Source organism: Agrobacterium tumefaciens (assembly GCF_031801495.1).
Lineage (GTDB): Bacteria > Pseudomonadota > Alphaproteobacteria > Rhizobiales > Rhizobiaceae > Agrobacterium > Agrobacterium tumefaciens_K.
Window position 1 is genome coordinate 1,332,654 of record NZ_JAOEGC010000002.1, and the last position, 25,647, is coordinate 1,358,300.

The following is a 25,647-nucleotide window of genomic DNA, read 5'->3' on the forward strand; positions in this document are numbered from 1 at the left end:
AGAAGCTTAGCCAGGTACATCATGCCGGTTTGCAGGGTAGGGATCAGGCCTGTTCCAGCAAATGAGCCTTGAACGCTTCGGTCGGCGTCCTCTAGTTGTTTGGTCCTAGCATGTCATGGCTTGGGGTTCGAATGACGATTTCCGGCTTTTTATCGTTGAGTTGCCTGATGGCTTCGAACGGTGTTCCGAATCTCAGGGCTTTGAGTTGTTTGGCGTAGTTGTAGGCGGGTAGCCGAGCCTGAACTCTCAATGAAACAATCGCGGCTTCTTCAAGCGCCGACAAGACCGTACTTCTGCGCTCTTTGGGACCCATCGCGTCATCCTCGACGCCTGGCCGAGATCGCCATTTCCTCACTGTTTTTTCGTTGATGCCGTACCGCCGCGCGAGCGTCGCGGCTGGAGCTTTCGATCGCTGTAACTCTGCTCGAATGGCGTGCATGGTCTTGGCGCTGCCATGAAGAAATTGGCCCACAGAGTGTCCCTCTGTGATCGCGATAATGATACGCCATCACACCGTGGGACTAAACACCTAGGGTCTGAATGCCTTGCCTTTCATTCAGGCGGGCAAAGGGGCAGCAGAGCTCACAAGTCCTCCTTCGCGCAATTCCTGCCAGAAATCCGCCGGGACGGTTTCCTGAAGAGCTGCCCGGTCCTCGGCGATGCGGCTCGGCTGGCTGGCGCCGGGAATGACCGCAGCGACGGCCGGATTGGCGAGCGAGAACTGCAGGCCGGCTGCCTTCATGCTGATGCCGTAACGATCGACGATTGCCTTGATGCGGGCGATCTTTTCCTTCATCGGCGGCGTTACTGGTGCGTATTCGAAATTCGGTCCACCGACCAGCGCGCCGGAACTGTAGGGACCGCCGACCACGATGCCGAGCCCCCGTTCGGAGACAGTGGGCATGACACGCTGCAGGGCGCGATCATGGTCGAGCAGGGTATAGCGACCGGCTAACAGGAAGCCATCCGGCCGGGGTTCCTGCAATTCGAGCAGAAGTTCGATCGGCTCGACGCGGTTGACGCCCAGGCCCCAGGCCTTGATCACGCCCTCGTCGCGCAGCCTGTCGAGCGCCCTGAAGGCACCCTTGCGGGCGGTTTCGAAAACATCAAGCCATTCGTCGCCATAGAAATCCTGCGCAACGTCATGGACGAAGGCGATATCAATATAGTCGGTTTTCAGCCGCTTCAGGCTGTCCTCGATCGAGCGCAGGGTCGCGTCGGCGGAGTAGTCGTTGACGATCTTGTTGGGGCGGCCGTATTTGAACACATCGCCCTTTTCCCCGAGATCGCGGGCGCTGACATCTTCGAGCTCATCGAGGATGATGCGGCCGACCTTGGTGCTGATCGCATACTCCCCGCGCGGCTTGCCGGCCAATGCTTCGCCCATGCGGATTTCCGCCAGGCCGGCGCCGTAGAAGGGTGCGTTGTCGTAATAACGAATGCCGTCGGTCCAGGCGGCTTCTACGGTTGCCCGCGCTTCCGCTTCGGGAATGTCGCGGAACATGTTGCCGAGGGGGGCCGCGCCGAAACCGAGCTTGCTCGGAAGGATATCCTTGATTGCCATTGTCTTGATCCTTTGTTTGCGTCTGCCGAGTCAGGCGACCTGTACCGCATTCAGCACAAGAGCGGTCCGTTCGGCGATATCGTTGATCTTCGAGAAATAATTTTGGAAATGCGGTGTCTCGCGATGGGCGGCGACCGCGGCCTTGTCTGTATAAAGTTCATCGAGCACGAAGCGGGTGGGGTCGGCCTGATCCTGCCAGACGTCCCAGCGAAGGTTGCCCGGTTCGGCGCGGCAGGCATCCACCATGCCGAACAATAATTCCTTGAGGTCTTCGGCCCGGCCGGGCCGTGCGGCGAGGATTGCCATGATCTTGACGGGGGCGGACATTTGTTCCTCCAGTAATTTAGTGGATGATTTTGGCGGACGGGGTGCCTTTCGACGCCCCGTCATGCCGTAGAACCGTTCAGGCGGCTCTCGCCGCAGCGAGCGAACGGTCGAGGGCAGCGACCAGCCGGGCGGCCAGCTGCTTGTCAGAACGCGGGTTCTGGCCGGTGATCAATTCACGATCTTCGATGACGTTAGGTTCGAAATTAACGGTCGTGGTAATCACCTCCGCGCCAGCGATCTCAAGGGCATCGACCACATTGAAATACAGTTTGGCGTGCAGGATATAGTCCTCCACCACCTTTTCTTCCGTATTGGAGAATACCGTCATCTTGTAACCGGCGTATTGCCAGTCCTTCGCCCATTCCTTGGCCTTTTCAGGCGCACCGGTAACAAGAGCGGCGCGGAATTCACGGGCATGCGGCATGGCTGAGGCAACCGCGATCGGACCGTGGCAGAGAAGCGCGGTGGGCTTGGCCTTGTCATGGAAGTGGCGGAGGATCTCGCCGAGATCGGCATCCTGCATCAGGTCGACAACCGGAGCCTGGCCGCCGGGAACGAAGACACCTACATAGTTGTCAAGGCCCTCCTCAATGACCGAACGCAGCGTGCGAGGGGCATTCATGGCCGGATCGTTGGCGTAGTAGGCCTTGCCGCGGCGATAAGCCGCCTCGTCGCCCTCGAAATGGTCAGCGCTGTCGGATGCCTCGTCGATATGCGGCTTGGTGCCATTTGGCGTAGCGAGAACGATCTCGTAACCGGCGTCGACTGCTGCCATGGCCGGCACGACGGTTTCATTCAGATACTGGCCCGTGGCGCCGGTGCGGCCGCCCTGGACCTCGATGCGTGTGGCGTTGGAGCCGATCAGAAGAAGTTTACCCTTGCTCATTTTAGTCTCCATCAGGTTTGCCGTGAGGCTTGGTTGCCATCCTTTTCGGATGTGCTGACTATGCTCCCGGCCAATACATTTCGGAAATTTATTTATTTTATTCCAGATATTCACATGGCATTATAACTCCATGCGATATGACCTGAACCTGCTGCCCGTCTTCGTGGCGCTGATGGAAGAACGGAACGTCACCCGCGCCGCCGAGCGGCTGGGCATCACCCAGCCTGCGCTGTCGAATGCGCTCAACCGTCTTCGCGAGACGTTGCGCGATCCGCTGTTCATCCGCGAGCGCTATGGCATGCGGCCGACTCAGCTTGCCGAGGAAATGGCGCCGATGATCGGTGCAGCACTCGCGCAGTTTGACGACCTGATCACAGGCCAACAGGACTTCGATCCGGCCAAGGCGACGCGATCCTTCACGCTGGCATCGAACAGCTATGTGGAATTCGTGCTCATGCCGTCGGTTGTCGCCCGGCTGCGGGAGCTGGCGGGAGGCATCAAGCTCCGGCTCGTTCCTTACGGCAGCGATCTTGCGGAAACCGGCGTTGTATCCGGCACCACGGAAATGGTCCTCGGCCGGATCATCGACCCGCCGGACAACCTCGTGGTGCAGCATCTGATGGATGACGGGCTTGCCTGCGTCGTCCGGGCGGGCCACCCGGAGATATCCAGCAGCATTTCCCGCGAGCAGTATGAAGCGATGATGCATGTGAACGTCCTGCCGCCGGGCAGGCTACGCGCTGGCCTGTTCCAGGCGCTCGGCCGGCAAGGGGTGAAGCGTGACGTGGCGGTTTCGGTCACCCACTTTCTGGCCGTGCCCGAAATCATCGCGGTGACGGATTACTGTGCGACGCTGCCGCGCCTCATCTGCCGCGGGCTTGCGCGGGATCCGCGCCTAAAGGTGGTGCCGGCACCGGTCGATCTTGGCACGTTCCCCGTAGAGATGGCTTGGCATGCCCGTTACCGCAACGATCCAGCCCATCGCTGGCTGAGGGCGGTAGTAACTGATGTCGCGAAAACAGTATCGGCTGATGCGGCATTGAAAGCATGACTCTCTAGGACTTCGAGTCGTGCCATTAAATACCATTATGCCACACAGCATGCGTACTCAGACATTCACGCTATTTTGTCTACCCGTCGTCAGTTCTATACCTTCAAGAGCTTGGCCCTCACCAGGCCTCTCTCGAATCCACGGCTCTCCATGCAATCAGCAGTGAAGCAGTCCTATCTGGATCAGTGCATCCATTTACTGAAACGCAGGGATGTGCATTGCCATTTCGGCAACATAGCCTGCTAAACATTGGTCTGTTCAAGAACATTTCCCTTTGGCATTATGTCAAAAAGGAGCAATTTCAATGGCATATATCGTCACGGAGCCGTGTATCGACGTCAAGGATGGTGCCTGTGCACAGGTCTGTCCGGTGGATTGTATCTATGAGGGTGGCCGGATGTTTTACATTCACCCCGACGAGTGCATTAACTGCGGACTTTGCCTGTCCGTCTGTCCCGTCGATGCCATTCTTTCGGATGAGGCTGCTGCAGGTCGAAAGGATTTTATGGCTATCAACCGCGACTTCTTCAGTGCCGACATCAGCAATATCGGCTCACCCGGCGGGTGGGAAAAGTGGCGTTCTACCGCCATAGATCATCCGCAGGTGGAGCAGTTCGGACAATAGGCGGTCTTCAGGCAGAGCTATGCGTCGGCCATCTGTTCACGATAATACCGACGGGTCGCATCGGAGAGTGACTTTGCCAGACCACGCTGCTTTTCGAGCCGTGGCAGATCCGCTTTTGCCTGGGCGCGGAGTTCGCTACGGGCATTATCAAAATCCACATTGACCAGCCTGCGATCTTTCATCACGGTCGATCCATCGACAATCAGCCCTCTGGCATACCGGCCGGTCATTCGCGTCATGAGCGTCTCAGGCACATCGGCATCCGTGAAAATCGCATCCCGCGTCAGGCCACGATAGTCGATACAGACAAGGTCTCGGGCGGGTGGTGCATTGATGACCTGTGCTGCGCAATGAATGGCGGCTTTTAATGTGGTCTGCGCTGTCATTTTCTCATCCAGGTCGCACCCTGCCTGCAGAAGGCGAAAAAGTCTCATCTCACGCCAGAGATCCTGATCGTCATCCAACCCCGTTCCGTCCAGACCGATGGCGACTTTCAGACCGGCGCGCATCGCGTCTGATGCGGGTGCTATACCCGACCGCAGGCGCAGATTGGCAGACGGGTTCGACACCAGTTGTACACCACGTTCGGCCAGCAATTCACATTCGGCCTGCGTCAGCTGTACACCGTGCGCAACGGCAAGCCGCGGAGAAAGCAAGCCGATATCATCAAGATATCTGACGACGCCATTCGGAAACCGGCGGTCGAGCCAGGCGCGTTGCCGTGGGCTTTCCAGCAGGTGCATGTGCACACGTCGGTTATTGTTTGCAGATGCTTCTGCGATGGCTTCAAGCAGGGCATTCGAACACCATTGCGGCCCGATCGGACCATACTGAATATCAATAAGCCCGCCTGTATTTTCGGCTGCGACAATATCTGCAGCCTCCAGTTGGCGCGCAATCGACGCGTAACGGGGGATAGTCTCCTCAACTGCGCCCCATTCGTCTGCCGACATAAACGGCCTGAGCTGCGGTGGACCGCCGCCATAGGCCCACGGATCGAAGTCAAGCATCGGACAGGAAAGTGCAAGCCGGATGCCAACATCCGATGCCGCCTTGCACACGAGTGCTGCCTCTGTAATAAGGCTTTCCGCATTCAGGGAGTTGTGGCAGTGCATCGTTCCACCAACGCCGTTCAGCGCCAGCCGGGAGCATGCGACGAGCGCTTCCAGATAAGGGTCTGTGCGTGGGCGCAGACGCAGCCAGGGGATCCAGACTTCCAGTGCGTCGTCCAGCGCGGCAAAATCGAGTGTCCGGATTCCGTAGCCGTGGTCATGTGCGTTAATCGGAGCTGGCATTATCAGATCGCCGTCCCGAGCACCCGACTGTTCCGAAAGGGAAGCGCACTGCATGTCTTCAAATATTGCGTCGCCCTTATCCGGGACATGCAAGAAACGCGGCTTCATCAGGCTATTCCCCTATGTAGACTTTTAATCTGGATGTGAAGTCTTCGAGTTCGGTGCTCAGATGCTCGATAACAAGCTCGGTCGCCCGTGTCAGTTGCCGACGCCGTGTAGTGACAATGCCGACCTCAATATTGTTAACCCGCGAGCTGGAGATGCGGATCGCGACAACTTCACCGGCCTCAAGCTCGCGAAGAAAGCCAAGCGGGGTGAAGAATGCCACGCCGGAACCAGAAAGGATCAGTGGCTTCAGCATCATCTGGCTATTGGTGGCGACGAATGTGCGACTGACACGATCGAGCGCGCCGAGTTCCACGGCGATCATCGAACTCATCACCTCGTTATCGAGCTGTAGCAAAAGCGGAAATTGGGCGCATTCCTGTAGCGTAACGCTCTTTTGCCTCGATAACGGGTGGCCTGCGGCAACGATTGCCATTAACGGCATTTTGACGTTGAAGACGCACTCGATATCGTTGGGGCGAGCCAGATCGAATGTGACGCCGATGTCGCAATCACCCTCCGTCAAAAACCGGAAGATATTATTGTAGCTCTCGGTCCTCACGCGGAAATCGATAGCCGGGTGGCGCGCGTGAAAGCCACGGACAAAGTCCGGCAAAAACTGCACTGTCAGACTGTCAAGACAGGCGATGTGAACCCGTCCGGTTCTTTTTCCGGTCAAGTCGCCAAGATCGGATTTCATGATCAAATAGTCATGCAGCGTTTCGCGGGCATGGCGCAGTACGATTTCTCCGGCCATGGTCAGCCGGAGGCCATCGGAAAACCGCTCGAACAGCGGAGTTCCCAGCTCATCTTCCAATTTTTTGATCTGCCGGCTCAGAGCAGATGTCGCGACATTCAACTCTTCCGACGCCTTGCGGATAGAGCCGGATCGCGCGACCTCCGTAAAATATTTCAGGATGCTTGCATGCATGGTGATCTCCGGTCAGCATCGGTGCGCTTTTCGGAAATGAATAGCACGCTCAGCACCCTCGCCAAACGGGCTGTCTTTTCTCTTGAAATGCAAGGACGCCTTCCTTCGCATCTTCACTGCTCAAGGCTTTCAGCAATGCGGGGGTTCGGAGCGCCTGCGCTTCGGAGGGAGCAAGATGCCCGGTGCGATTGACCGTCTGTTTTATGGCCCTGAGAGACAAAGGCGCGCAGGCGACGATTTCGGCAACCCAGCGATTTACTGCCTCATCCAGATTTTCGGGTGTCACGACTTCGTTGACGATCCCGAATGCCTGCATTTCCACCGCGCTGAACTGCCGTCCGGTCATCATGATGCCCATGGCCTGGTTAAACGGAATCTTGCGCTGAAGCATCACCATGCCTCCGTCCAGTGGCATTCGGCCAACCCTGGCTTCTGGTAGTCCGAAACGGGCATTGTCGCTGGCGATGACGATATCGCAGCCAAGTACCATCTCGAAGCCGCCGCCGAGTGCAAAACCGTTGACGCGGGCGATGACCGGAATATCGAGGCTTTTTCGAAACGCGATGCCGCCGAACCCACTGGGGCGGCTTTCCGCCCAGTATTCCAGCCCGGTTTTCTGGATACCGGTGGCTCCGCCCTTGAGATCAGCGCCAGCGGAAAAGGCCCGTTCACCTGCGCCGGTGAGAACAACGCAACTGATATCGTCGCGTGCCTCGATAAGGCGCCAGATGCGCTCCAGCTCCAGCTCTGTTGCCGGATCAATGGCATTCATGCGCTCAGGTCGGTTGATGGTTACGCGCGCGACGCGGTTCTCGGTGCTGAAGAGAACACTCACGCCGCGTCTCCCGTGAGAAGGCCCAGGGACTGGATGATCTCATCATTATGTTCGCCAAGTTTCGGTGGTTTCAGACGAACCGAAACCTTCGCAGCAGACATTTCAATGGGTGAGCCGATGACACGAACAGGGCCAGCCGCCGTTTCGCCAACTTCAAGAATAAGGCCGTTTATCAACGTCTGTTCATCTTCGAGCGCTTCGGGAAGTGAGCGCACTGGCGCGCACAGAATATCGACGTCTTCAAGCCGCTTCAACCAGTGTGCTGTAGAGTTCGTGGCAAAACGCGCCCGGAAAATGGCGTGTAATTGGGGGCGTGTCTGCGCCTGGGCATCGAAATCCGCATGTTCGGACAATGCCGAGAGATCATCGATCTCAAGTGCATTGCAAATATCGCGAAGCGGATTTTCCTTGAAGGCGCCGACCATGACGATTGCGCTATCCGTGGTTTCGAAAACACCGCTGAGCGGAAAGGACGACCAGTTGAGTTCCTTGCCACGCATCATGTGCATGGTGCCTTCCTGCATCTGCATGGCAATCAGCGAACTGTATAGGCTGACGGCAACCTGCTGGCCTTCACCCGTTTTTTCGCGATGCAGGAGCGCCAGAAGAATGCCCTGTACGAGATGCATACCAGCCGAATAATCGGCAATCGTCGTCGAATAGATCGCCGTTGGATGGGTATAATCTGACTTGCGCTGCATAACGCCGGTCATTGCTTGGGCCAGCGTGTCCTGTCCGCCCTTGTGGCGATACGGGCCTTCGAGACCGAAGCCTGTGCCCACGGCAAAGATCAGCTTCGGATTGATCTTTTTGAGATCGTCGTATCCAAAACCAATGCGCTCCATCACGCCGGGGCGGAAATTATTCACGACGACATCGGCATGGCGAAGCAGTTCCCGGACGACATCGCAAGATTGCTTGTCCTTCAGATTGACGGACAGGCTGCGCTTGTTACGGTTCAGCGAGGTGAAGACAGGGTTGTTAAGTCCATCGGGGTCCGAACCCACGGACCAGCGGGAAAGATCCCCGATCTTCATCTTTTCGATCTTGATGACGTCCGCGCCATAATCGGCCAGCATCTGGGTGCAGCAAGGGCCAAGCATCACCTGCGTGAAGTCCACGACACGGATACCGTCGAGCGGGAGAGTTGTCATTCTGCAGCCTCCAGATAGCTTGCATTTGCAGAGGGGATATCACCGGGGTCGGCACCCTGGTTGCGAAGGATACTGCGGATCTTCGTGATATCAGCTTGTCGGGCCGTGACTCCGGCATTCAGGGCAACCACTGCGGCCACGCCTGCGGCCTCGCCCATGGCCATGCAGGGCGGGATTTCGCGGCTTGATTTCTGGGCCTGCGGTGTCGCCGAATAGTGACGTCCTGCAACGATCATCTGCTCCACATCCTTCGGCAGCATGGCGCGATAGGGCGTGTAGTAGTCGCGGCCACGGCAGATCGTATCTGCGAAATGCCGACGATTCATCACGTCATCCTTTGTCACGACATAGGAGCCTTCGAGAAGACGCGTCTGACGAACGCCGGTTTGAGGTGCGAAATCAACCACATAGGCATTTTCAAAGCCGGGCATTTTTTCGCGGGCGAAATCCAGCAGGCGACCAATGCGGCTTCGGCCTTCAATCTCGGCCGTGGTCAGGTCCTCTACCTTCAAACCGCTGAGTTTCGGCATATGCGGGCAGTTCAGCCACACGACGCCTGGCAGCGGCGTTTTCAACCACCAGAACGACCAGCATCCACCGATCAGGCGTTTCGCTTCATGATCAAGCTGCTTGAATGTTTCGGGCTCCTCGCGCTCGAAACGCTCAGCGGCATCGGTATCGACGCCGCCCCATCGCGACACAGTGGTGAGGATAAAATCGGACTCGGTGTTTGCCGCACCTGCATTGGCCGCGACATCAAGATCCCCGGTCGTATCTATGACGATGCTACCCATGATCGCTTCCAGTCCGGCTTTCGTCTGGCAGACAACGCCGGTAATCCGGTTGCCTTCCATGATGGCGGACGAGAACCAGCTATGCAGGCGAAGCTTTACGCCAGCCTCGGCAATCAGATCGTAGGACGTCTGCTTGAAGGCATCGGGATCGAAGGCCGCGGAATAGCAGATGGGATGAGGCATGGTTTGCGTATGGAAATCGAACAGGCCCCAGCGCGCCCAGCGTTGCCAGGCCGCCGGTGTATCGCGAAATTCGATCATGCGGTCACGTTCATCCGGAACCACGCAAAGGCCACGCTTTTGCATGCGCCCAATCATCTCGACGCAGATGCCCTGCACGGTGACTTCGGTTTCATTGACCATATCGTCAAGCACCAGCACCATGCCGCCGGATGCGAGACCGCCGAGATACGGGTAGCGCTCAATCAGGGTCACGCTCGCGCCATTGCGTGCTGCCGAAACGGCCGCCGAAATGCCCGCAGGGCCACCGCCAACCACGACGACATGCGAGCGATCCACGACTTTTACGCCGCGCGCTGGCAATTCAATTATCGATGTCATTTCATTTGCCTCCAGATAAGCTGCTTCAGTGAGCAGCAGCCGGCTTCCACCGGACAACTTTTGTCTCGACCAGCGATACGATTGAGAACAGAACCACCGCAGTCAGGGCTGCGATCACCACGGTTGCGTAAAGCAGCGGTGAGCGGAAATTATAAGTGGCCTCGATGATGAGTGCGCCAAGTCCGAAACTCGAACCGATCCATTCCGCCACGATAGCGCCCATGACACTGCTGGTGGCGGCAATCTTGAGCGCGGCAAACAGAAAGGGCAGGGACGCCGGTAGCTGGACTTTCCACAAAACTTCTCGCTTGTTCGCCGACAGAACCCGCATCAGATCAAGCATGGCCGGGCTGACGGATTTCAGCCCTTGAACCATGTTGACGAGTGTTGGAAAGAAGCAGATCAAACCGGCGATAATGATCTTGGGGGCAATTCCGTTGCCGAAGATCAGCACCAGGATAGGTGCGAGGGCTATTATTGGAATGGCCTTGATAAAGACGGCAATCGGATAGATCGCCCGTTCTGCCACGGTGCTGTGCACGAACCAGATTGCCAGAAGAATGGCGATCAGGTTTCCGAATATGAAGCCCAGCGATGCTTCGAGCAGTGTTGGGAGAAAGTTCTTCCAGAGGATAGGCGCGTTGTCCCTGAAGGCCAGAACGATTTCCCATGGGCTTGGCACCATGAAGGTTGGCACCTTGAAGACAGTCACCCCGATCTGCCAAGCTGCGACGAGACCGATCGTCGTCAGCAAGACAGGCATATTGCGGCTGAAGAGGCCAATGGTCATATCGGCCCACACCGCCTTTCGGGACGCGTTTTGCATTTTGATCGTGTCTGTAGTCGAGATTGAATTGCTCACAGGCATTCCTCCAGCAATGCACGCAGGTGGGCGGTTACCTGAATAAAATCGACGGTATCGCGTATGGCCAGCGACCGTCCCGCAGGAAGGTTCACCTCCAGAAATTCTTTTACGCGACCTGGATTGGCCTTCAGCATCAGAATCTTCTGGCCAAGAAACGCGGCTTCAGGGATTGAGTGGGTGACGAAGACAATCGTTGTTCCCGTTTCCTGCCAGAGGCGTAAAAGCTCCTCATTGAGCTTGTCACGGGTGATTTCGTCGAGTGCGCCGAAAGGCTCGTCCATCAGCAGAATACGGGGGCGGGTCACCAGAGCCCGCGCAATTGCAACACGCTGGCGCATGCCGCCAGACAACTCGTGCGGCAATGCCTTCTCGCGTCCGCCAAGACCGACCATCGCTAGCAGCTCGCGGGCGTCGGCGTGATCGTGTGACTTGCCTCCCCCGACTTCGAGGGGGAGGCAGACATTGTCGATCACATTGCGCCACGGAAGCAGCGTCGCGTCCTGAAAGACAAACGCGAAATCTCTATTCCCCCGTGCGACTTGCGGAGTCTGGCCAAGTACGGATATCTGCCCCTGCGATGGCTGTACAAGGTCTGCCATACAGCGCAGCAGGGTGGATTTTCCGCAACCTGAAGGTCCAAGCATCGTCACGAAGCCTCCTTCCGGAATGTCCAGAGAGACATCCGAAAGAGCGGTAAACTCGCTCTGGCCTTTTCCGAAACGCACCGAGACGTTTCTGATGGAAATTGCCGCTTTTGCCGTGGTCGGGCTTTCCTCGATGTTCCTGATTGCCAGCATGATCTCAGCCCAACTTCTTGCGGAAATCGCTTGTTGCCTCCAGCACGGAAAAGCTGACAACATCCTCCAGCGTTGGCACCGATTGCTTGAACTGGCCGAGATCGGCATAAGCCTTGATCTGATCGACCCAAGTCTGCCTGTTCATTGTGCCCCAGCCGTCCTTCTTTGTCGTTTCGCCAAAGGAGTAGCCCAGAACGGGGACAGCAGCTTCAAGCTCGCTTGCCTTGTCGAGGTTAGGGAATGCCTCGACCAGAATATCGACCGCTTCGGCCTGGTTGTCGCGGGCATAGGCCCAGCCCTTTGCCGTAGCCATCGTGAAACGCGCAAGAACGTCGCCGTGCTGGTCGATCTGGTCGTCTGTGGTGAAATAGACGTTTGCGTAGAGCTTCAGGCCCGCGTCCCACAGCATCATTTGTACGGAGTCTGCACCAAGGACCTTCATGGCGTTGATATTGGTATTCCAGCCGGTGACTGCCTGTGCCTGGCCCGTCAGAAGCTGGTTCATATCCGAACCCATGTTGACGATGGTTACCTTGTCTTCTGCGATGTCGTTTTTCGCAAGAAGGGCTCTCAGCAGGATCACGGCGGTCGGCTGCGTGGCGATCGTTTTGCCGATCATATCCTGTGGTGTATGAATCGGGCTTTTGCTCGCTGAGAAATAGGTGAAGGGGTGTTTCTGATAACCGGCGAGAAACGCCTTGATCGGAATGCCCGCACCGCGCGCCAGCATTACGGCCGGGCTGGACGATGTCTGGCCAACGGCAGCCTGTCCCGACGCGACACCCGCGACACCATCAATGTTCGGGCCACCAGGAACGATTTCAAGATTGATACCCTGTTCGTCATAAAAGCCCTTTTTCTTTGCCACGACTTCGCCAAGAACGCCGTTCGAGCCGAGCCAGCCCAGTTGCATTCTGACGTCGGCGATATCGACTGCATTCCCGGCGCGAACGCTGATAAAATTCTGCATTGTCGCCGCACCACCCAAAATGGCGGCGTTCGCCATAAAACGGCGGCGATTCATCAAAAAACTAGTCATGTATGTTCCCCTTATAAGAACTAGCTTCGCGGGTAGCGTGCTACGGCTTATCTGCCGTTGAGGGGATCATGCCGAACATAGGTGTTCTAATAAAGAACAATTATTCGCCTCATTGATTGCCAAAAAAGCAACGCATAAATCGCGACCTGTTTGTCCTATTTTTCATCATCGAGATCAGATTTGATGCAGGGGAGATGGCGTTTTTCATGCCGCCTGAACAAACTCCCGTATTTCCCTTTCGAGATTTTGCGTATCGTCACACGAAAGAGCGTATTGCGGCCGCTTGTTCTCAGATAAGGGTAATAGAATCAATGATCCGTTGGGGAATTCTGGGACTGGAGACATTTCAGAAAGCATGACGCGGCCTATAGGAATGAGCGTCGGCTCCACTCTTGTCCCTGTTGCAGGGCGAGATGAAACACGTACGCGAGATTTCGCCACACGTCGCCGCAAAACGGCAGCATTCCCGAGGCCGTGTACGCAATGCGTTTTGCCAATGATGTATTTTCAAGGATCACGATTTCGGAGGCTCACGGTCGCGCTGCAAGTCTGATGGTAAAGGGCATCAGGGCGTCACTAGGTTCGGCACGGGGCCGTGGGTTGCCAGCGTAGGCAAGCATATCCGTGAAGTTACTGACCATGTAACAGGCAATGTTGCCGAGACCATCCCCGTGGCAACGGAATATGATGCCTATTATTATCAGGTAAAGCGGGTGTAAGCCGCGCTTGCGGGCGGGGGCAGGGGAGCTGCCTTCCCCAACCCCGGGCCATGTCGAAAGCGACGCCGTTATGCCGTGCTTCACGGATTGGAAAGCACTGTGTCGCAAATGATCTAACGAGCGAAAACGCTGTCGAAATCCTTGAAGCCTTTGACTTCGATGGGATTACCGCTCGGATCGAAAAAGAACATCGTCCTTTGCTCACCGGGTTCGCCTTCAAAACGCACGACGGGCGGAATATCGAAAGCAATACCTGCCGTCTCCAGTCGGTCAGCAAGCGCAAACCATGCCTCCAGTGGCAGTACCACGCCCAGGTGGGGCATCATTACCATGTGGTCGCCGACTTTTCCTGTGCGCGTTACTTCGAAAGGCTTGCCTAGATGAAGTGAAATCTGGTGTCCGAAGAAATCGAAATCAACCCAGGTGTCCGTACTGCGCCCCTCCTCGCATCCAAGGACATCCCCGTAAAAAGTCCGTGCTTCGTCAAGACTGGTCACGTGGTAGGCGAGGTGAAAAAGTGATCTCATAGGCGACTCTCCAGAATGATGTTGATCCCAACATAGGGTTACAGTAGAGCAAGAGAAACTATAAATTTGTGTCTCTGAGGATAAGGATTTCTATATGGACATTCGCTTCCTGCAGAGCCTGCTTGCTGTCATCGAAACCGGCTCTATCACGGGTGCGGCCCGGCGGGAAAAGCTGACGCCTGCCGCGATCAGCCAGCGCATCCAGGCTCTGGAACGAAGCCTGAACTGCAAGCTTTTCTCGCGCGGCGCGCATTCCGTGCAGCCGACCGAAACATGCCTCGCATTGCTGCCTCGTGCACGGGTTCTGATCCGTGAGAGCGCTCATCTCATGGATGATGCGCTTGATGGAGATTTGAGAGGCGAGGTGAAGATCGGTGCGATTTCGACAGTACTAACCGGACTTTTGCCTGCATTTATACGCGAAACGGCAAGGCAAGCTCCCGATCTGAAGTTGCGGCTCGTGCCGGGATCGTCGTTATACCTGTTCGAGCAACTGCTTGCCGGCGCTCTCGATATTGCAATTCTTGTCGAGCCGCCTTTTGCGCCACCTAAATCATTGGTTGGCCACAGGATCAGAAGCGAACCGCTAGTTTACATGACCAGGGCTGATATAGCGGCGGATGAGGTCTTGAAGCATGCTGCGGGAGAACCTTTCATCCGGTATGATCCCGGATCCTGGGGAGGCCGTATCGTTGCGAGATATATGGAAACTTTCGATCTCTCGCCCGATATCGTTTGTGATCTCGATGCGCTGGAGACAATTGCGATACTGGTAGCCCAGGGACTGGGAAACGCTCTCGTTCCGGCGTGGCAAGGCCTGGTGCCGACGGGTTTCAACATCATCTCAGCTTCGTCCGGCACAACATTCTCCCGCAACATAGTGCTTATGCATGAAGCGATCCCGGCACGGCCAAGAGCTGTTGCTTTTCTTCTGGATTTACTCAAGCGCGGCGATCGCTAAAGACTGCGTATCTCGAAAGTTCAAGTCTCTTGAATAGCGCAATTTCTCGAACCCAAGCGCTCTTTTGCAGTCATGCGTTCCTGCGGGTCATTTTTTCAGTTTACTCTGGAATGCATTGCGCAACACAGTCGCTTCGGAGCAGGAGAGGTGTTTGAAACGCTCCGCGCCGTGGTCTATGCCTCTTACGAATCCGTTCAGCGCCGTCAATGTGACGGCCAGCAATAGCAATGAGATAGTGTAGGTTTCAGCGGAGCTTTAACTCCTTTGCCGCGACACTAATGCGCGTATTCTCGAGACGACGTCTTCAACCGGGTCAAGGGTTTCAGAATCGATCACCGCCTTGCCGACATCCAGGAATTCTAAGATCACCTTGCCGACCTCGGGGAGCGCAAGTTCTGATCCTTCCACAAAGTGAATCATCACGTCGAAATCTTCGACATAGATCCCCTCAAGAGCGATGGACTCCGACAGTTCGTCTCGGGCGTATGCGTCGGCCATAAGCTTCGCAACAACGGGGGTATCCGCAAAGCGGCGCATGTCGCCCATAGCTGCCGAAAAGCCCCCGGACCTCGTGGCAAACACGAGTTCCAACCCCGCATTTTTAAATTGATAGTACAGGGCTGCCAGTCTGAGCGGTGATGCCACTGAGACGACTGGCGTGTCTTCGTCCGGTAACAGAATCAGAACCCGAGAAGGAACGGTGTCGGTCATCGCATCTACCCCCATTCATTAATGGGTTTATGAGGAGAGATATTTGATCGCCAGTTGCATGTTGTGAATCGTTGTAAATACCCTACCTGGTGTAGCGAGGGTGATGGAACGGTCTGGCCCTTTTTTGGACCGAGGCATGGGATTCTGCGTCGACGGCGTCTCTCCAAAAGGGGAGCAGAACGTCATTCTACTGATAATTCAACGTTTCCTGAACTTCAGGGGGGCAGCTTACAACGACCCAGTTGGGCAGACAGTCGCCCGGACCACCCGCCGGCAGGCCGGACATCATACACATCGGTCTTGAGCCCAGTTCTCAAGCGACGCGGCTCGTATTGCGAAGACAGTCTGCCTGCGTTGTGTTCCCCGGGTGGGTGGGATTCCCGCCGGCATCCAGCGCAATGATTTCGAGGCCCCGACGTTTGAAGGATAGAGCATGTCCGGTTACCCGTACTCACCGGAAATGCTCTAGGCTCTATGTCTGAGCCCGACCAGTCTGCGAATGGCAATTGGGGATTAAAGATCGCGCTCCGGCGTTCGGACCGACTTTTTTCAAAAAAATTTATTCGACCGATGAAACCGGGGTGTTATTTTGCTTCCGCTCGATGGAGACAGACGGTGGAAGAGGGATTCATATTCGGCCCCTTCGAGCTGAGGGTGGCAAAGCGGACTTTGACGCGCGATGGAGAACCCGTCGCCGTGGGCAGTCGCGCGATCGACATTCTGGTGCTCCTCGTCACAAACGCCGGTCGACTGTTGACGAACGCCGAGATCGTCAAACACGCTTGGCCTGATACATTTGTCGATGACACCAACCTCCGCGTTCACATCTCGGCGCTGAGAAAGGCCCTCGGCGACACAAAGGCGGCTTCGCGTTACATCACGAATGTTCCGGGCCGCGGGTATGAGTTCATCTCGCCCGTCATCCTAAGTCGGCTACCAGCGGTGTCGTCACCAGACGAGCCTCCGAGGGCTCCCGCTACGGCACGCGGGCGTCAACGGGGTGGTCCTGCCATTTACGGCCGTGAACGAGCCGTCGAATTGCTCTTAGGGCAGCTCGCGAAATCGCGCCTGCTAACCATCGCTGGTCCGGGTGGAATAGGTAAGTCAACGGTTGCCAGGGTGGTAGTCGAACGCTCGCCGTCTGACATCATATGGATCGACCTTGCCGAGGTCAGTAATGGGGAGTTGATTCCGACAGAAGTGGCTTCGAAGCTGGAAATCCCCTCGAGAAGCGACGACATAAATGCAGAGGTCGCTGGGGTGATCGAGGGCCGCGATGTCATCATTGTTCTGGATAGCTGCGAACATGTGGTCCAGGACGCGGCGGTCTTCGTTGAGACGATCCTCAACCTGACCACGACGCCGTGTTTTGTGACGACGAGCCGGGAGCCTTTGCGGGCGTACGGGGAGTGGGTCCATCGTCTCGACCCGCTAGGCCTCCCCCCGGAGCATGTTACAGCGGCTGAGGCGCTTGAATCTGCCGCCGTCCAGCTGTTCGTCGAGCGGGCCGCGGCCGCCATGGGCGGCTATGTACTCAGCGACCTAGACGCACCATATGTCGTGGACATCTGCCGCAAGCTCGATGGCATGGCTCTTGCGATCGAGCTTGCAGCGGCGCGGATGGACACGATGTCGGCAAAGGCAGTTTCGGCCGCGTTGAACGACCGTTTTCGGATTTTGACACGCGGCAGGCGCACGGCGTTGCTTCGTCATCAGACCCTCCGCGCCACCCTTGACTGGAGCTACACGGTTCTCCCGCCAGAGGAACAGCGAGCGCTCCAGCAACTGTCAATCTTCAGGGGGGTGTTTACGACAACGTCAGCGTTCGCTTTGCTCGATGGTCGTGACGCAGTCGAGGTGATCGACAATCTTGTCAGCAAGTCGCTTATTGCAATCGAGCCTGGCTCCGATGGGAAACGGTACCGTCTGCTCGACACGACCCGCCTCTATGCATACGAGAAACTGATGGAAGGCGGTGAGATTGCCGACGTGTTCACGCGCTTGGCGGGCTTTCTCTCCGGGCTGTTCGAAGAGAACGAGCACACACTGTACTCGACGCCGACGGACGAATTGCACGAGGACTTCTCACAGCACGTACCAAGCCTTCGACAGGCGTTGGACTGGGCCTTTCACCCGGATGGCGATGCGATCGCGGGTGTTCGATTGACTGTCGCGGCACTGCCATTGTTTCTGCGCTTCTCGCTTCTCGACGAATGCTTCGTCTTCGTGAACAAAGGTATCGCCCACCTCGACAAACACCCCGGCCTCGACGAACGAAGCCGGATGAAGCTCTACGCCGCTCTCGGCTGGCCGCAAATGCGCTCGACCGACGGGCCGCAGAAGGGGATCGATGCATGGACCACGGCCCTTCGTATTGCCGAGGAACTGGGCGACCTCGACTATCAGCTCCGCTCTGTCTGGGCGCTCTGGGTTGATGCCATTAACCGTGCCGAGCCGCTTCTCGGGCTGGAGCTGGCCCAGATGTTCCAGGCGCGTGCGGTTACGTCGAGCGAGCCGATCGACCTGGTCATCAGCAAACGGATCATGGGCGCGACACTGCATTGGCTCGGCCGGCATGTCGAAGCGCGCGACCTCCTGGAGCAAATGATCGAGGAATACGACGCGCTCCCCCCTACAACCAGGTTCCAGTTCGACCAGAAATCCACCGCCAATATCATACTCGCAAGATGTCATTGGGTTCTGGGGAATACCGAAAAAGCGCTTCGGCTGGTCGAAGAGACTGTCGATTATACGGTGTCCATCGCCGATGAGCTTTCGCTGACCAACGTTCTCGCCGAAGCAGCATGCCCGATCACGCTCCTCATGGACAGGGTTGACCTGGCCGAGAAATATATCACTCTCCTCGCTGAGCACACCAAGTCCCTCTCACTCGACGTGTGGAATACATACGCGCGTTGTTTCCGCGCCGACCTGACCTTCCGCGAGGGAAGGGCGGAAGAGTGCTTTGCGGAACTCTGTGCGAGCATGGCTGTCCTGGAAAAAGCCGGCTTCACGCTGTTCAAGTCGGCGTTTCAGACGCTGGAAGCTCAGGCGCTCGCCAGTCTCGGTCGCTTCTCCGAAGCCCACCGCGTTATCGACAGCGCATTGGCCAATGGTCAAAGTTCCGGAGAGCGGTGGTGCCGTCCCGAACTCTTGCGGGTCAAGGCGCGGTTGATACTTCTGGAGGGAGGGACCGAAACAATCGGAACGGCCAATCAGTTCTTCGAGGCCGGCCTTGAGATGGCGCGATCCCAGAAGGCGTTGGCCTGGGAGCGTCGCATAAGGACCGATCTTTCAACCGAGCTTGCGGGATATGAGGGAGAGGTTTCATCACCCCAGGCTCTCGAGAAATCTACGAGGCGAGCGGGCGAGCGTCGAAATGCCGACCTTCGGTAACCGGTGTGTCCGATTTACCGGTTCGCACGGATTCACAACCATTTACTCGCCACTCGTGTAAACCCGAACGAGATTTCTGCCGATACCAACCGTCGGAGGACGAGAAATGATTTCGACATCAGCAGGCGTTACAAGGCGTAGGTTTCTCGCAACGACGGCCGCCGCCGCCACGGCGCTCTCTGCCAGGCCCGTGTGGGCGGCTGAGGCGCATCGGTTTAATCATGGAAATTTTGACATCACAGTCCTGAGCGACGGCTTCCTGACACTCCCGGCAGACGTTCTCCTACCCGATGCGTCGCCCGGAGAGCGCAAGTCGATACTGACTTCACTCGGTGGAGACATGACGGGAGCACCTGTTCAGGCTAACGTTCCGCTGATCCGCCATGACAATGATCTTATCCTGATCGACAACGGCGCGGGTGTGAATTTCCAGGAGAGCGCGGGCCGGTTGGCTGGAAATCTCAAGGCCGCAGGCGTCGCGCCGGAGTCGATCACAAAGGTTGTATTCACCCATGCGCATCCCGATCACTCTGGGGCGACCGTTACACCGGAAGGCAAGGTTCTCTACCCGAACGCGCATTACTATATCAGCCAGGCAGAGTGGGACTTCTGGACGGACAAACAATTCGAAACACGCAGGCCTGCGGCTCTTCATTGGTTTGCAAAAGGGGCGCAACGCGATCTTTTCGCGGTCGAAGACCGACTTACTCTATTGAAAGCAGGAGACGAGATCGTACCCGGAATGTCGGTCGTTGACACGCCAGGACACACGCCAGGACACATCTCGCTCGAACTCGCAGGAAGGGACAACCTGCTGATCACCGGCGACGCCTGCACGAACGACGTCATCTTCTTCGCGCATCCCCAATGGCATTTCGGCTTCGACACCGATCCGGAAACGGCCCTGAAAAATCGGCGGATGCTCCTCGACCGCGCTGCATCGGAGAAACTCAAGCTCCTGGGCTACCACTGGACCTATCCTGGCGTCGGCTACGCCGAGCGGCAGGGCGATGCGTATCGGTTCAGGATCGCCTAGCGCGGTCGATACCTACAGATCGGAGCCATGCAGGAGGCCTGAAGCATTGCTTACAGCCTCTCCTGTATGGGGCACCTGTCAGCACTTCTACACTTCCTCCTTATCATCAATTTACGACGCTTTACTCGATTTACACCGAACTCGAGGGCACCGTCCGTCTCGTCGCAACAGAGGCATCTCGCTTCACGGAGACGGATATGAACAGTACCGCCATCGCAGCGCAGCCGATCGCCACCAGGCGTGATTTCCTCCTCGTCGGAGGCGCGGCGGTCGCCGTCGCGTCGCTCCCCAAGTGGGCTTCAGCCGCAACGCAATCCAACTCAACTCAACAGGGGACTTCAAACATGGGAATTCTCACAACGACCGACGGTACCGAAATCTTCTATAAGGACTGGGGTCCCAAAGACGCTCAGGCGGTGGTCTTCCATCACGGCTGGCCGCTATCCGCCGACGACTGGGACAACCAGATGATGTTCTTCCTCAACAAGGGATTCCGCGTCATCGCCCATGACCGTCGCGGTCACGGCCGCTCCACGCAGACGGACACAGGCAACGAAATGGATACCTACGCGGCCGATGTCGCGGAGCTGGCCGAGAAGCTCGACCTCAAGAACGCCATCCATGTCGGCCATTCGACGGGCGGCGGCGAGGTGGTCCACTATGTCGCCCGCTCCAAGCAAGGGCGCGTGTCCAAGGCCGTGATCATCGGTGCCGTCCCGCCGATCATGGTCAAATCCGAGAAGAACCCGGGCGGCCTTCCCATAGAGGTCTTCGATGGTTTTCGCGCAGCCCTGGTCGCCAATCGCGCGCAGTTTTACCGCGACGTGCCTTCTGGTCCGTTCTATGGCTTCAACCGTCCGGGTGCGCAGGTCTCCGAAGGCATCATCCAGAATTGGTGGAGACAAGGCATGATGGGTGGTGCCAAGGCGCACTACGACTGCATCAAGGCCTTCTCGGAGACAGATTTCACCGAAGACCTAAAGGCAATCGATCTGCCGGTCCTCGTTATGCACGGCGATGACGACCAGATCGTGCCTTACGCCGATGCAGCACCGCTTTCGATCAAGTTGCTGAAGAACGGGACGCTAAAGACATATTCCGGCCTGGGTCACGGCATGTGCACGATAAATCCGGACGTCGTGAACGCCGACTTGCTCACCTTCTTTGAGAGCTGACGTCCGCGCGGCGTCAAACGCGTGCCGCGGGGATTGACCTGCTTTCCGCCCGGGTAAAGCCCCGCAGCACGTGTACTATCCAGGCCGCAATTCAAACGAGGGGATTTTCAATACTCATGATTCTCGCAAGGCATTTGGGCTCTTGGCGACTGCAACGGGCGAGGGGCCTTCACCCATACCTCCTACAACGATTTCGAGGTTGTGGCCGCGAACCTGCTCGACGGTGGCGACCAGAAGGTGTCGGATCGAATCCTCGGCATGGCGATCAAAAAGGACATGGCGACTCCGAACGCTGTGTGAGTTCATGCTGAACCGCGACTTGCGGGGCATCCAAAGCTAACTTGCATGCCGCATCTCCGCGAGAACTTTCTTCCGGAAAACTTCTGCAGGCGTTCGATAGCCAAGGCATTTGCGCGGCGTTGCGTTGAGCCGACTGCAAGCGATGGCACTAACAGTCAGCCCGGCCGTTCGCCAGCGGGCTATCTTACGACGTTCATCAAGACCAATGTGGGAGTAGGTGCGTTCCATTGCATCTTCCTTGTGACTGATAACCCATTGGTATCATTCGCAAGTCGCACTTCAAGCTTGAACCCACCCGGCCACACATCAAGATTGCATAAGATAGATTATGGAACTTTTGTGATGGTGAAATCTAGAGAAACAGCTCGATGGCGCTGGATGCCGTTGTTTTTAAACTGTCTCAACCCCACTGATACGTCCTTCGCGATTGCACCTGCCGATCTGGTTTGCCGCATCTTTCCCTTCCTGATTCGATGAATTGACAGTTTTCTTGTGCAAACCGGCGTTTTCGGTCGATAACCTTTCTTTGAGATGCTCTATCGGCGATAGCAAATCGCCCTGGCCACCCTCACTCGTCTTACAATTCGCCAGATGCCTCGCGGCGTCTCTGCTCTAGTTCTTCGCTGTAGCGCCGCAAAGTGTGACTTTCCGTCAGCAGGCCGACCGGCCGGTTTTCGATCCTGTCGTTGACGACAACGAGCGCTTCGCTTTCGGTGGCGTCGAAAGCGGCGGCGGCCTGGCGGGCGTTCATGGTCGGCAGCAAGACGTCGTTCTTGTATTGCAGATAGGTTTCGAGGCTTATGGTGTCCGGATCGCGGTCCATCGGGTCGGCATAGATATCAGGCACCAGCACGATGCCGGCGTACCGCCCGTCATCGTGGGTCATGATAACGCGTTGCGTTGAACCCAGCGGAAACTTCTCCTTGAAGGCCGCAAGCCCAATGCTGACATTGGCCTTGCGGATATCGGCACGCATCATCTTGCCGACGGTCAGATCACGTATCCAGCCGATGTCATGGGCGCTTCGGATACTTTCGCCGCGCAGATGAAAACGCCAAGTGGCGAATGAGTAGCCGAAGGTCGTGCGCACCACGAGCGATGTGGTGATGACGGCAGCCAGCACCAGAACCGAAATCTGAAAATCTCCGGTAAGTTCCAGCGCAAGGAATGTCATGGTCAACGGCCCGCCGATAATCGCGGCGGCGAAGGCGCTCATGCCGATCACGGCGTAGACGATCGGCGATGTCGAACCGTAACCGATATAGGGCACGCAGAATGCGAAAATCTTGCCCAACAGCGCGCCCATGAACAGCGATGCGAAGAACAGGCCGCCACGGAAATTCGAGCCGATAGAAATGGCGCTGGCAGCGGCTTTCAGCAGGAACAGTCCTGCCAACGCGTAAAACGGCAGGTCGGCATCGATGTTGAGGTGCAGCGCGCCGTGCCCGCTGGAAAGAACCTGGGGAGAGATCAGCGCCAGCGTACCGACGACCGTCCCACCAATCGCCGGACGCAGCCAGCTCGGAATGGCGCTCTTGCGTGCCGTTTCCTCGATGAAGGACACCGTCTGCATCAGCCCGATACCGATTACCGCACAGAGAATACCGAGAATGATTGTCGGGACGTAATCGGGCGCTGTCACTTTGTTCGCGTCAAACACGTCGATCGTCAGGCCGTGTCCGCCTATAAGGCCGGTGACGACCGTCGCGACCAGCGCCGAGACGACCAGAGGCGCGAGCGTGATGACCGTGTAGGTACCGATGATGAGCTCGATGGCGTAGAACGCCCCGGTCAGCGGCGCATTGAAGGCCGACGCGATCGCACCTGCCGCCCCGCAGCCGACGAGGATACGCATGTCCCCTCGCCGCAGTTTCAGCTTGATGCCGAGCTTCGATGCGACGCCGCTGGCGATCTGCGTGTAACCGGCCTCCAGCCCCACGGAAGCGCCAAATCCATTGGAAACAATATTCTGGATGCAGACGAGAATGCTGTCCGTCAGCGACAGACGTCCACCATGCAACGCATTGGCCTCGATGGGGTCGACCATCGGTTTCTTGCGAGTGCGCGACAGGATGAAGAGAATGACACCAAGAATGACGCCGCCGATCATCGGTCCCAGCAGCACCACCTGCCCAGACAGATCGCTGCTGCTCAATCGCTCAACGCCGAAGACCATAACATGCAACGCCGTGCTCAAGGCACCGATCAGTGACACCAGAAGACCGGCGGCAATGCCGATGACAACTGCAAGCGCCACCAGACCCAGTTCGCCGCGCCGGAACATGGCGCGCAGGCGGCTGGCACGCAGATTATCGAAAAAGCTCGCCATACTCGGTGCACGGAAAGGCTTGGTCGACATGATGTTCCTTTGCAGGCGATATCAGGGGGCTTCGATCTCGACCTCGAAGCGCATCTGGTCATAGGCCGGTTCGACATGATCAGGTGTCTCGCGCATCACGGTATCGTAATCGAGCGGGATATGCATATGGGTCAGGATCGCCCTTTTGGGAGAAATCCGTTCGATCCAGTCCAGCGATTGCTCAAGCGACAGGTGGCTCGGGTGATAACGATACTGCAGCGCGTCGATCACCAGCACATCAAGCCCGGAAAGCTTCGGCAGCGTTTCAGCCGGAAAATCGCTGACATCGGTGCAATATGCGACGTTCCCGACGCGGAAGCCCAGCGAATGCACGTCGCCGTGCTGCTGCATGTGGGCGTGGAAGGCGATCGGCCCGCCGGCGCCCTTGATCACCACCGGTCTAGTTATGTCTTCGATCAGATGTGGCTGAACGATAGGCGGATAACTGCTGCCCGGCGGCGTTTCCAGGCAATAAGCGAAACCCTCGCGGATACGCTTCATCGTTACCGGATCAGCCCATATGGGAATGCGGCTTTTCTGGATGGCGAAATAGATGCGCAGGTCATCGATACCGTGAAGATGGTCCGCATGTGCGTGCGTATAAAGCACCGCATCCACGGATTCCACTTTTGCAGCGATCATCTGTTCGCGAAAATCGGGGCCGGTGTCGATGACGACGATGGTTTTTCCACCATTCGGCGCGATCTGTTCCACCATGAAGGCGGCACGCGTTCTGCGATTTTTCGGGTTGTCGGGGTTGCAGGCGCCCCAGTCACCGTTGATACGCGGTACGCCGGGCGACGAAGCGCATCCGAGCACGGTAAAACGGCGCCGATAGCCTGCCACGCCTTACACCCTAGCCATCTTGGAAAAGCAACGGAAAGCATTTTCCGTGGTGATCTCGGCCATGCGCTCATAGGAAACGCCATGCACCTCGGCCAGAACCTCCGCCGTATTGACGACGTAGGCTGGCTCGTTGCGTTTGCCACGCCAGCGCTTCGGCGCAAGGTAAGGCGCATCCGTTTCCACGAGCAGCCGGTCAAGCGGTACGGTCGCGGCGATATCTCGGATATCCTGCGATTTCGGAAAGGTCAGAATGCCGGAGAAGGAGACGTAGCCGCCCAGTTCCACACCCGCTCTGGCAAGATCGGGACCAGCCGAGAAACAATGCAGGATGAAGGGGAATGCCCCCTTCCCGCTTTCCTCGGTCAGGATCGCGATCATGTCGTCGTCGGCGCTGCGGCTGTGAATGACCAGCGGCAGTCTGGTGACGCGGGCAGCATCGATATGGCGTAACAGGCCGGTTTTCTGGTCTTCCGGCTTCTGCGTATCGTAGAAATAATCGAGCCCAGCCTCTCCGATCGCCACGATCTTGTCATGGCTGTTCGCCAGCCGGATCAACTCGTCTGTCTGGATGTCCAGTTCTTCATCGGCATTGTTCGGATGCGTACCGACCGAACAGAAGACGGACGGGTATTTCTCGACGATCTTCAACAGTTCAGGAAGACGCCGCACCCGTGTCGAGATCGTCACCATCTGGCTGACGCCGGACGCGTGAGCGCGGGCGATGATGTCGTCGCGCTCAGCCTCGAAGTCGGCAAAATCCAGATGGCAATGGGTATCGATCAGCATGG

Annotated in this window: 22 protein-coding genes and 2 pseudogenes; 7 read left to right on the plus strand and 17 right to left on the minus strand. The window is 57.3% G+C overall.

Annotated elements, in window-relative coordinates; all coding sequences use genetic code 11:
* Positions 1–226 precede the first annotated feature (226 nt).
* The 4 genes and pseudogenes from N7578_RS15900 to N7578_RS15915 all read right to left on the minus strand — a co-directional run.
* Positions 227–472 (minus strand): annotated as a pseudogene (locus N7578_RS15900) (IS481 family transposase); the annotation flags it as partial.
* An 84-nt stretch (positions 473–556) separates the two neighbouring features.
* Positions 557–1,564: an aldo/keto reductase gene (locus N7578_RS15905; RefSeq protein ID WP_311111253.1), complete on the minus strand. Its 1,008-nt coding sequence runs from the start codon at positions 1,562–1,564 to the stop codon at positions 557–559.
* A 30-nt stretch (positions 1,565–1,594) separates the two neighbouring features.
* On the minus strand, positions 1,595–1,891 hold the full coding sequence (locus tag N7578_RS15910; RefSeq protein WP_311111254.1) for a putative quinol monooxygenase: 297 nt from the start codon (positions 1,889–1,891) through the stop codon (positions 1,595–1,597).
* A 76-nt stretch (positions 1,892–1,967) separates the two neighbouring features.
* Complete coding sequence (locus N7578_RS15915) at positions 1,968–2,777, minus strand: type 1 glutamine amidotransferase domain-containing protein (RefSeq protein ID WP_311111255.1); 810 nt, start codon at positions 2,775–2,777, stop codon at positions 1,968–1,970.
* Between the two features lie 130 nt (positions 2,778–2,907).
* Here N7578_RS15915 and N7578_RS15920 point away from each other — a divergent pair, with 130 nt between their 5' ends.
* A complete protein-coding gene (locus N7578_RS15920) occupies positions 2,908–3,828 on the plus strand; it encodes a LysR family transcriptional regulator (protein WP_311111256.1) in 921 nt (306 codons plus the stop codon).
* Between the two features lie 304 nt (positions 3,829–4,132).
* The gene (locus N7578_RS15925; RefSeq protein WP_311111257.1) at positions 4,133–4,453 is read left to right on the plus strand and encodes a ferredoxin family protein; all 321 of its coding nucleotides are present in this window, start codon (positions 4,133–4,135) and stop codon (positions 4,451–4,453) included.
* Between the two features lie 17 nt (positions 4,454–4,470).
* Here N7578_RS15925 and N7578_RS15930 read toward each other — a convergent pair whose 3' ends face one another.
* From N7578_RS15930 to N7578_RS15970, 9 genes are all read right to left on the minus strand, one after another.
* Positions 4,471–5,748, minus strand: a complete 1,278-nt coding sequence (locus N7578_RS15930; RefSeq protein WP_311111258.1) for an amidohydrolase family protein — start codon at positions 5,746–5,748, stop codon at positions 4,471–4,473.
* 112 nt (positions 5,749–5,860) lie between these two features.
* A complete protein-coding gene (locus N7578_RS15935) occupies positions 5,861–6,784 on the minus strand; it encodes a LysR family transcriptional regulator (protein ID WP_311111259.1) in 924 nt (307 codons plus the stop codon).
* A gap of 49 nt (positions 6,785–6,833) precedes the next feature.
* The gene (locus N7578_RS15940; RefSeq protein ID WP_311111260.1) at positions 6,834–7,619 is read right to left on the minus strand and encodes an enoyl-CoA hydratase-related protein; all 786 of its coding nucleotides are present in this window, start codon (positions 7,617–7,619) and stop codon (positions 6,834–6,836) included.
* Positions 7,616–8,773 (minus strand): CoA transferase, encoded by a 1,158-nt coding sequence (locus N7578_RS15945; protein WP_311111261.1) that lies wholly within the window; start codon positions 8,771–8,773, stop codon positions 7,616–7,618. Before N7578_RS15945 ends, N7578_RS15940 begins: the two co-directional genes overlap by 4 nt.
* A complete protein-coding gene (locus N7578_RS15950; RefSeq protein WP_311112528.1) occupies positions 8,770–10,143 on the minus strand; it encodes an FAD-dependent oxidoreductase in 1,374 nt (457 codons plus the stop codon). The genes N7578_RS15945 and N7578_RS15950 overlap by 4 nt, the downstream gene beginning before the upstream one ends.
* A 10-nt stretch (positions 10,144–10,153) precedes the next feature.
* On the minus strand, positions 10,154–10,954 hold the full coding sequence (locus N7578_RS15955) for an ABC transporter permease (protein ID WP_311112529.1): 801 nt from the start codon (positions 10,952–10,954) through the stop codon (positions 10,154–10,156).
* A 32-nt stretch (positions 10,955–10,986) separates the two neighbouring features.
* Positions 10,987–11,790 carry an ABC transporter ATP-binding protein gene (locus N7578_RS15960; protein ID WP_311111262.1) on the minus strand — a complete coding sequence of 268 codons (804 nt, stop codon included), beginning with the start codon at positions 11,788–11,790 and terminating at the stop codon, positions 10,987–10,989.
* A gap of 4 nt (positions 11,791–11,794) precedes the next feature.
* Positions 11,795–12,829, minus strand: coding sequence for an ABC transporter substrate-binding protein (locus N7578_RS15965; protein WP_311111263.1), 1,035 nt, complete (start codon positions 12,827–12,829; stop codon positions 11,795–11,797).
* Positions 12,830–13,661: 832 nt separating this feature from the next.
* Positions 13,662–14,075: a VOC family protein gene (locus tag N7578_RS15970; RefSeq protein ID WP_311111264.1), complete on the minus strand. Its 414-nt coding sequence runs from the start codon at positions 14,073–14,075 to the stop codon at positions 13,662–13,664.
* A gap of 94 nt (positions 14,076–14,169) precedes the next feature.
* Here N7578_RS15970 and N7578_RS15975 point away from each other — a divergent pair, with 94 nt between their 5' ends.
* A complete protein-coding gene (locus tag N7578_RS15975; protein WP_311111265.1) occupies positions 14,170–15,036 on the plus strand; it encodes a LysR family transcriptional regulator in 867 nt (288 codons plus the stop codon).
* Between the two features lie 255 nt (positions 15,037–15,291).
* Here the strand turns inward: N7578_RS15975 and N7578_RS15980 are convergent, their stop codons facing one another.
* Complete coding sequence (locus N7578_RS15980) at positions 15,292–15,747, minus strand: hypothetical protein (RefSeq protein WP_311111266.1); 456 nt, start codon at positions 15,745–15,747, stop codon at positions 15,292–15,294.
* A gap of 474 nt (positions 15,748–16,221) precedes the next feature.
* Between N7578_RS15980 and N7578_RS15985 the strand changes: the two genes are divergently transcribed.
* The 4 genes and pseudogenes from N7578_RS15985 to N7578_RS23775 all read left to right on the plus strand — a co-directional run.
* Positions 16,222–19,143 carry a winged helix-turn-helix domain-containing protein gene (locus N7578_RS15985; RefSeq protein WP_311111267.1) on the plus strand — a complete coding sequence of 974 codons (2,922 nt, stop codon included), beginning with the start codon at positions 16,222–16,224 and terminating at the stop codon, positions 19,141–19,143.
* Positions 19,144–19,249: 106 nt separating this feature from the next.
* A complete protein-coding gene (locus tag N7578_RS15990; protein ID WP_311111268.1) occupies positions 19,250–20,179 on the plus strand; it encodes an MBL fold metallo-hydrolase in 930 nt (309 codons plus the stop codon).
* A 344-nt stretch (positions 20,180–20,523) separates the two neighbouring features.
* Complete coding sequence (locus N7578_RS15995) at positions 20,524–21,354, plus strand: alpha/beta hydrolase (protein ID WP_311112530.1); 831 nt, start codon at positions 20,524–20,526, stop codon at positions 21,352–21,354.
* Between the two features lie 126 nt (positions 21,355–21,480).
* Positions 21,481–21,630: pseudogene (locus tag N7578_RS23775) on the plus strand (pyruvate/2-oxoglutarate dehydrogenase complex dihydrolipoamide dehydrogenase); the annotation flags it as partial.
* Between the two features lie 601 nt (positions 21,631–22,231).
* Here the strand turns inward: N7578_RS23775 and N7578_RS16000 are convergent.
* The 3 genes from N7578_RS16000 to N7578_RS16010 are packed head-to-tail and all read right to left on the minus strand — an operon-like array spanning position 22,232 to position 25,645.
* On the minus strand, positions 22,232–24,013 hold the full coding sequence (locus N7578_RS16000; RefSeq protein ID WP_311111269.1) for a chloride channel protein: 1,782 nt from the start codon (positions 24,011–24,013) through the stop codon (positions 22,232–22,234).
* A 21-nt stretch (positions 24,014–24,034) separates the two neighbouring features.
* Positions 24,035–24,859: an MBL fold metallo-hydrolase gene (locus N7578_RS16005; protein WP_311111270.1), complete on the minus strand. Its 825-nt coding sequence runs from the start codon at positions 24,857–24,859 to the stop codon at positions 24,035–24,037.
* A gap of 3 nt (positions 24,860–24,862) precedes the next feature.
* On the minus strand, positions 24,863–25,645 hold the full coding sequence (locus N7578_RS16010; protein WP_311111271.1) for a TatD family hydrolase: 783 nt from the start codon (positions 25,643–25,645) through the stop codon (positions 24,863–24,865).
* Positions 25,646–25,647: the final 2 nt, after the last annotated feature.